Raw genomic sequence first — 7244 nt, forward strand, 5'->3', positions numbered from 1 at the left:
CCCAGCCGCGCCGCCAGCTCCCCCGGCGGGACGCCCCGCCGCAGGGCGGCGGCCGAGACGTACACGGCCTCCCGCTCCCACGTCCCTTCGGGCACCGGCGGCTCGCCGAGCACCTCGGCGAGCTGTTCCGGGGTCACCCGACAAACCCTAGATGAGCGCGTGCGGCTCCGCCGACCCGTACTCGACCAGCTGCGCCGCCCCCAGCAGCCACCGGTCCTCGTCGCGGACCCGCACGTACCCGAACCGGTCGGCCGAGAACACCTTGACCCCGTCGGCCCGGCACTGCCGCATCAGCACCTCGTCCCACCCCTCGGTGAGGTCGGCGAAGCCCAGCTCGCGCAGCGGCCCGCGCCGCGCCAGCAGCGTGGCCCCGGCGATCTCCGGCAGGTAGGAGTATTCGGCGTCGGGCTGCTTCAGCAGCGTCGCCTGCGGCTTGCGCAGGTGGGCGTAGAAGGCGGCCTTGCCGACGATGTCGGCCGTGCTGAACAGGAAGGCCCGCCGCAGGTCGCTCAGGTAGTGGGAGCCGTACACGTCGCGCGGGTCCATCACCGCGACCAGGTCGTTCTCGCACAGGTCGAGCCCGTGGTCGAGCATGGCCCCGGTGGTCGCGGCCGGGTCGAGGTCGCGGAAGACCACGTCGATGCCCGTCAGCACCTCGCGTACGCGCTGCTCGGCCCCGCGCCAGGCGAACACGACCGCCTGCGCGACCCCCGACTGCCTGGCCACCTGCGCCAGCGCGTGCTCCAGCAGCTCGGAGTCGGGCACCGGCAGCAGCACGGAGGTGTTCAGGGTGGGCCGCACGGCGGGCAGGCCGATGGCCTCCAGCAGGTCGTCGGTCCGCTCGGACATGGTCCCGGTCCCGTACGCGCGCCGGATCGCCACGTGCGCGCGCCGCGAGTCGGGCTCGTCGCCGATGGAGGTGCCGCAGGCGGCCAGCTCGGCCAGCCGCCACTGCGGGGTGCCGGGCGGGCAGTCGACGGCGGCCGGCCAGCGGTAGGAGGTCAGCACGTCGGGGTAGGTCAGGTGGCCGGGCAGGAGCTGGTCGAGCGTGAGCACGCGGTCGATGCGGCCGCCGGCCAGCGGGATCGGGTTGTGCACCCGCGGCTGCACGCCGAACTGCAGGCGCGGCCAGCCCACGGCGATGTCGTTGGTGAAGCGGTGCTCGAACAGCCCGGCGGCGGCCGCGTAGTCGTCGGCCTCGCCCTGCGTGTGCCAGAACACCGTGCGGATCCCCCGCTCGGCGCACCAGGCCAGCAGCGCGCGCAGGCCCTCGCCCGGCTCGCCGATGACCTCCTCGGCCCACGGCCCCTGGGTGACCGACTCGACCACGAGCAGGTGGGGCACCTCCAGCGGCAGCACCCTGGCGAAGTCGCGCGGGGTGAAGCCGGTCGTCTGCCGCCACTCGTAGCGCAGCAGCGCCTCGGTGTGCGGGTCGGCGATCACGGCGGCGGTGATGTGCGGGCGGGTGTTGGGGCCGGTGGGCACCCGGAACGGCTTGAGCTTGAACGAGGCACCGTTCAGCGTCCGCGTGGAGGTCGTCGCCTGGTACGCGGCGCCGGGCCGCTCGTCCTTGGCCTTGACGACCGGGATGGGCCTGCGCTTGGGCGCGCTCGGCCGCTTGACCGGCTTGGCGGCGCCCTTGAGCCCTCTGGCCAGCCGGACGGGGTTGCTCTTGCCGCTCTTGATCGCGTCGCCCAGCCTGTTCCAGCGGGCCACCTTGATCGAGGAGAGCTTCCAGTTGGCCACCTCGGCCTGGAAGCGCTGCTCGGCCAGCTCCTTGCGCAGCTTCTCGGCCGCGGCGCGCTCGGTCTCCAGCCGCTCCTCGGCGTCGGCGAGCCGCTCGGCGAGCGCCTTGGACTCCGCCGCGTGGCTCTCGGCCTCGGCGAGCCGGACCTGGGCTGCGTCCAGCAGCCTGGCAAGTTCGGCCGCGCGCTCGGCCTGAGCGATCGCTTCACGTAGCGCTCGCCTTGTGCTCTCCAGCTCAGTGCTCACCGAGACCTCCGATTCCTAGCCCGGCAAAGGATACTCTTTTTGCAGTAAGCAGCTTGAAGGGATGAGATCCGGTGCAGTTCAATGTGCGGCCCTACGTCTGCGGCGCTCTCGGCCGGATCGATCCCGTCGTGCTGGGCAAGCTCGCCGCCGCGGGTCCTCGCGTGCGGCCCGCGCTCCAGACGGGCGAGGCGGCCCTGTTCAGCTCGACGCCGCTGCCGCCCTACCACCGCGCCCAGGAGGCGTTCGCGTTCTCGTGGGGCGAGCGCAGGCCGGCGGGCGCGGACGAGTGGATCTCGATCGCCGAGACCTACGAGACGCCGGGCCTGATCGGCGACCTGGCCGGCGGGCGCGCGCGGACCACGCTGCACACAGGTGCGCTGGGCCTGGTGGACGTCTACTACGTACGCCACGGCGAGGCCGTCTACTTCTCCTCGCTCATCCAGCCGCTGCAGTCGCTGGTGCCGATCGAGATCGACTGGTCGGCCTGGGCCTCGATCCTCCAGGTGACCTTCCCCCTGGGCGAGGCGACCCCGTACCAGCGGATCAGGAGGCTGCCGGGGTCGAGCGCGCTGGTCTTCGACGGCGAGCGGCTGAGCACCGAGCGCAGGCTGCCGCGCTGGCTGCGGCGCGAGCCGTACGAGGCGTGGACCAGCGCCCACGAGATCGTGGAGCTGCTGCACGAGGTCTACAAGGACTACGACGGGCGCAAGCTGCTGGTGCCGGTCAGCGGCGGCTACGACTCGCGGCTGCTGGCCGGTGTGGCCAAGGCGCGCGGCTTCGACGTGGAGTCGTGGACGACCAGCCCGGACGACGGCACCGACACCGACATCGCGTTCGCCCGCTCGATCACGCGGGAGCTGGGCATCCCGCACCGGGTGATCACGCAGTCGGCCGGCGACTATCCCGGCGACGCGGCCGAGGTGGCCCGGCGGCTGGAGTACCTGACCCCGCATCACGCCTGGTACGCGCCGTTCGCCAAGGAGGTGCACCAGTCGGGCCGGATGCTGGTGGACGGCCTGGCGGGCGGCCCGCTGCTGAAGAACTTCATGGTCAGCGGGGCCGCGCTGGAGGCCACCACGCAGGCCGAGCGGTCGGCGGCGGTGCTGCGCTCGCTGAGCCTGGGCGACCCCTCGCAGCCGTTCCTGTCGGCGGCGGCGCGGGCGTGGATGGAGGAGACGGTGGGCGAGCAGTTCGCCGCCGCGACGTCCATGCTGCACGGGCACAAGGCGGAGCTGCCGCTGTCGGTGCTGCACACGCGGACCGTGCGGGGCATCGCGCGCTCGGCGGTCAACCTGGTCGGCCCGGAGGCGTCGTTCGCGGCGCCGTTCATCCACCCCGACTTCTTCGACGCGGCGCTGTCGGTAGGGGTCGCGCGCAAGGACAAGGGGCGCTTCTACCGCGAGGTGCTGCACGCCGCCAACCCCCGGGCGGCCGCCCTGCCGTCCACGAACGTGGTCAAGCAGCCGCTGCTGCGCGTCCCGCTGCGCTCGACGGCCGCGCCCGCGCGCGCGTACGCGCACCGCATGCTGGAGACGGTCGCCGCACGGGTGCCCGACCTGCTGTCGGACGAGTTGCACATGGTCATCGCGGGTGGCCCGGACGCGCTGACGCGGTTCACCGGTTGGAACGACCGGTTCTGGGTGCGCGGATTGGTGCTGTTCGGGCTCTGGCTGAGCGACTTCGAAAACGATCTCGGTGAACTGACGTCCCCTTTCTGATGAACTCTCGGTAACATCACGGTTACACGGAGATCTCGCGGGTATTACACCGAGCACAGCACAAGCGGGTTCCGGAAAGCCAACGGGCTGATAGTGTTCGGCCCGTAAGCGCCGCACAAGCGGGCACCGGGTCACAAATCCGGTCCGCCGAGGGCATGGGGTTCGCAGGGATGACGACCTCACGCGGCGCGGTCACCAGATAGTCAACGCCGGGGAAACCGGTGACTCCGTCCTGCCCACACTTCCTTCTGTGAGCGACATAATGATCAACGCATCCCCATTGCCGGAGCCGATTTCCGAGGCCTTCGTCTCTGCGGATCCCGCCTGGTACAAGCGGGCGGTTTTCTACGAGGTCCTGGTCCGCGGTTTCAAGGACTCCAACGGCGACGGCACCGGAGACCTGCGCGGTCTCATCGAGAAGCTCGGCTATCTCGAATGGCTGGGCGTGGACTGCCTCTGGCTGCTCCCGCTGTACGAGTCGCCACTGCGCGACGGCGGGTATGACATTTCGGACTACATGAAGGTCCTTCCGGACTTCGGGGACCTCGGGGACTTCATCCAGCTGATCGAGGCGGCGCACGAGCGCGGCCTGCGGATCATCACCGACCTCGTGATGAACCACACCAGTGACCGGCACCCCTGGTTCCAGGCGTCCCGGCACGACCCCGAAGGCCCGTACGGCGACTTCTACGTCTGGTCCGACGAGCCCACCGGCTACCCCGACGCCCCGATCATCTTCATCGGGGCCGAGGAGTCCAACTGGACCTACGACCCGGTGCGCAAGCAGTACTACTGGCACCGCTTCTTCCACCACCAGCCGGACCTCAACTACGACAACCCGGCGGTGCAGGAGGCCATGCTGGAGGTGCTGCGGTTCTGGCTGGACCTCGGCATCGACGGCTTCCGCCTGGACGCCGTCCCGTACCTGTTCGAGCGGGAGGGCACCGCCTGCGCGGGGCTGCCCGAGACGCACGCGTACCTGAAGAAGATCCGCGCCGAGGTGGACCGCCTCTACCCCGACCGGGTGCTGCTCGCCGAGGCGAACGGCTGGCCGGAGGACGTCGTCGAGTACTTCGGCGACCCCACGGTGGGCGGCGACGAATGCCACATGGCCTTTCACTTCCCGCTCATGCCGCGCATCTACATGTCGGTCAAGAAGGAGACGCGCGAGCCGATCTCGGAGATCATGTCGCGCACCCCCAAGCTGCCCGACACCGCCCAGTGGGGCATCTTCCTCCGCAACCACGACGAGCTCACGCTCGAGACGGTGACCGAGGAAGAGCGCGACTACATGCACAACGAGTACGCCAAGGACCCGCGCATGCGGGCCTACCTGGGCATCCGCCGCCGCCTCGCGCCGCTGCTGGACAACGACAGGGACCGGATCGAGCTGTTCACGGCCCTGTTGCTGAGCCTGCCCGGCTCGCCCGTCATGTACTACGGCGACGAGATCGGCATGGGCGACAACATCTGGCTGGAGGACCGCGACTCGGTGCGCACGCCGATGCAGTGGAGCCCGGACCGCAACGCCGGCTTCTCCTCTGCCGACCCGGGACGGCTCTACCTGCCGGCGGTCATGGACCCGATCTACGGCTACCAGGCAGTCAACGTGGAGGCCCAGCAGCGCCATGAGGGCTCGCTGCTCAACTTCACCCGCCGCATGCTGGAGATCCGCCGCAAGCACCCGGTGTTCGGGGTGGGCGCGTACACCGAGATGTGGTCGTCCAACTCCTCCGTCCTCACGTTCATGCGCGAGGACGGCGACGACATCATGCTCTGCGTGAACAACCTGTCCAAGCACCCGCAGCCGGTGGAGCTCGACCTGCGGCGCTTCCTGGGGATGACGCCGGTGGAGGCGCGCGGTGAGGTGCGCTTCCCCGTCATCGGCGAGCTGCCCTACCTGCTGACGCTCGCGAGCCACGGCTTCTACTGGTTCGCGATCAAGAAGGTCTGATGTCAGCCGATCTTGATGGTCTGACGTCAGTCGTTCCTGATGGTCTGACGTCAGCGTGATGTGATGGGAACCTGGGCGCGGGCCGCTCGGCGCGCGGGGATGAGCGCGACCGCCAGCGCCGCGCCCACGGCGACCACCACGGCGATCACCAGCGTGACGGCGGAGGGCGGGCGGCCGATGCCCGCCCCCACCCCGCTGGCGTCGCCCTGGAGGTCGATCAGCCAGGTCACGACCGAGGCGCCGACGGCCGTGCCGGCACCGACGCCGAGCACGACCAGCAGGCCGGTCCCGGTCACCAGCGTGGCCGCCACCTGGCGCGGCGTCAGCCCCATGGCCTTGAGCACGGCCAGGTCGAAGGCGTGGTCGCGCAGGCCGAGCGCGCTGGCGGTGAGCAGGTTCGCCAGGCCGATGAGGGCCAGGACGGAGATCAGCGCCACGATGACCACCCGGATGATCGAGAGCCGGTCGGCCGGGTTGACCACCCGCTGCACGTCCAGGTTCTCGCCCGACTCGGCCAGCAGCCTGCCGCGCACCTCGCCGGGGTCAGCGCCCTGGCGCAGCGCGAGCGCGTAGAACTCGGGGGGCACGGAGTCCTTCGCGGCCAGGCTGTCCAGGCCCACCGACAGCACCTCGCCGTCGAGGTCCGGCTCCACGTTGCGCCCGACGATCCGGACGATCAGCGGCGAGCCGCCCACGGTCAGCCGGATCCGGTCGCCGATCCTGGCGCCGAGCAGGTCGAGCAGCCCCTGCCCCGCGACGGCCTCGCCCGGCCGGCCGTACATGCGGCCCTCGACGACCGGGAACGGGTACGGGGCGGTCGAGCTGCCCATGGCCCGCACCCTGACCGAGCGCGCCTCACCCGGGGCCAGCGCGTTGACGTCGGTGCCGGGGTAGACGGCCTGGACGTCCCTGTCGGAGCGGGCGATGCGCTCGGCCTCGCCCGGCGCGGTCTTGCCCGGCCTGACGTACAGGCTGGCGTGCTGGCCGACCTGCTCGGGGTGGCTGAGGAAGTTGTCCAGGGTGGACCAGACGCCGAGGCCGATCGTGATCATCATCATCGGCACGGCCAGCCCGAACGCGGTCAGGAACGCGGGCAGCCGCCTGGTGAGCGCGTCGCGGGTGCCGAGGACGAGCGCCGGCGGCAGTCGTACGAGCAGGGCCAGCCTGGCCATCCTGGACAGGTGGCCGCGCGGCGGCGCGGCGGGGGCGTCGGGGATCGGCGGGGTGCGGCCACCGCGCCAGGCGGGCACGCCGACGGCGGCCAGCACGACCAGCGCGGTGCCCCCGACGATGGCCAGGACCGGCACCGGCGCGACCGAGGTGGTGCCGAGCACCGCCACCGTGACCGCCCAGCCGGCCAGCGTGCCGGCGCAGACGCCGAGCAGGCCGAGCGCGCCGTGCTCGGCCAGCAGCAGCAGCGCGAGCTGGCCCCGGGTGAAGCCCATGGACTTGAGCGTGGCCAGGTCGCGGAGCTGGCCGAGCACCCGCCCGCCCGCCGCGTTGGCCAGCGCCAGCGCGGCGGCCACCAGCCCCACCATGCCGAACAGCGCCAGCAGCGTGCCGAGCAGCCGGTTGTCCCG

Annotated in this window: 4 protein-coding genes; 2 read left to right on the forward strand and 2 right to left on the reverse strand. The window is 71.4% G+C overall.

Annotated features, from left to right (window positions below; genetic code table 11):
- Window positions 1-147 precede the first annotated feature (147 nt).
- Entirely contained in the window at window positions 148-1992 is a 1845-nt protein-coding gene (locus tag KME77_RS28070) for a hypothetical protein (RefSeq protein ID WP_308250945.1), read from the reverse strand.
- 71 nt (window positions 1993-2063) lie between these two features.
- Here KME77_RS28070 and KME77_RS28075 point away from each other — a divergent pair, with 71 nt between their 5' ends.
- Both KME77_RS28075 and treS read left to right on the forward strand, forming a co-directional pair.
- Window positions 2064-3710 (forward strand): asparagine synthetase B family protein, encoded by a 1647-nt coding sequence (locus tag KME77_RS28075; RefSeq protein WP_219471985.1) that lies wholly within the window; start codon window positions 2064-2066, stop codon window positions 3708-3710.
- 262 nt (window positions 3711-3972) lie between these two features.
- On the forward strand, window positions 3973-5664 hold the full coding sequence (gene treS / locus KME77_RS28080; protein ID WP_219471991.1) for a maltose alpha-D-glucosyltransferase: 1692 nt from the start codon (window positions 3973-3975) through the stop codon (window positions 5662-5664).
- Window positions 5665-5714: 50 nt separating this feature from the next.
- Here treS and KME77_RS28085 read toward each other — a convergent pair.
- Window positions 5715-7244: ABC transporter permease (locus KME77_RS28085; protein ID WP_219471987.1), on the reverse strand; the 1530-nt coding region annotated here is incomplete at its 5' end.

This window comes from Nonomuraea rhizosphaerae, assembly GCF_019396405.1.
Lineage (GTDB): Bacteria > Actinomycetota > Actinomycetes > Streptosporangiales > Streptosporangiaceae > Nonomuraea > Nonomuraea rhizosphaerae.

Excerpts from the sequence above, each read along its gene's own strand:
- treS (WP_219471991.1), top strand. The coding sequence starts at position 3,973 with ATGATCAACGCATCCCCATTGCCGGAGCCGATTTCCGAGGCCTTCGTC.